This window comes from Methylobacterium variabile (genome assembly GCF_001043975.1).
Lineage (GTDB): Bacteria > Pseudomonadota > Alphaproteobacteria > Rhizobiales > Beijerinckiaceae > Methylobacterium > Methylobacterium variabile.
Genome location: NZ_LABY01000479.1, coordinates 1 through 771 on the forward strand (window position 1 = coordinate 1; position 771 = coordinate 771).

1 pseudogene is annotated in these 771 nt (G+C 74.8%); it reads left to right on the top strand.

The annotated features are described in order from the left end of the window. Positions 1-398 precede the first annotated feature (398 nt). Positions 399-771: pseudogene (locus VQ02_RS34010) on the top strand (hypothetical protein); the annotation flags it as partial.

Consider the following 771-nt stretch of genomic DNA (forward strand, 5'->3'; position numbering starts at 1 on the left):
CGGGGGCATCGCATGGTCTCCCGCATCGGGTCGGGCGTGGTCCTCGGACCGGTCGCCGTGGGCGGCCCCGGCGCCACTGCGCCGGGACTCGGATGGGCGGTCCCGCGCGGCCGGTGCCTGCCCGCGCGATGCCCGATCGACGGCTTCGGACGTTCGCGCTCGCGATGCCGGAGACCGGCTCGGCTCAGCCGGCGACCAGGAGGAAGAGGTTCGAGCTCGCCGGTCCGAGCCGGTCTCCGGCATCGCGAGCGCGAACGTCCGAAGCCGTCGATCGGGCATCGCGCGGGCAGGCACCGGCCGCGCGGGACCGCCCATCCGAGTCCCGGCGCAGTGGCGCCGGGGCCGCCCACGGCGACCGGTCCGAGGACCACGCCCGACCCGATGCGGGAGACCATGCGATGCCCCTGATCCCCGCCCGCCGGCGGCCGACCGACGCGACCGTGATCCTGGCGCTCCTGGGAGTCCTGAGCGCGCTGCCCCTCATCGTGCGGTTCTACTGGCCGGCCGGGGGCGGGCTCGACATCACCGGCCACCCGATCGGGCGCGACTTCATCAACAACTGGGTGGGGCCCCGGCTCGCGTTCTCGGGGCAGCTCGCGACCCTGTTCGACCTCGAAGCCTACCACGCGGCGATCGGCACCACCTTCGGTGCCCCGCTGCCCTTCCACAACTGGGGCTACCCGCCCTTCACGCTGCTGCTGCTCTGGCCGCTGGCGCAGCTGCCCTACTTCGCGGCCCTCGCGCTCTGGACGGGCGGGCTGTTCGCCGCCT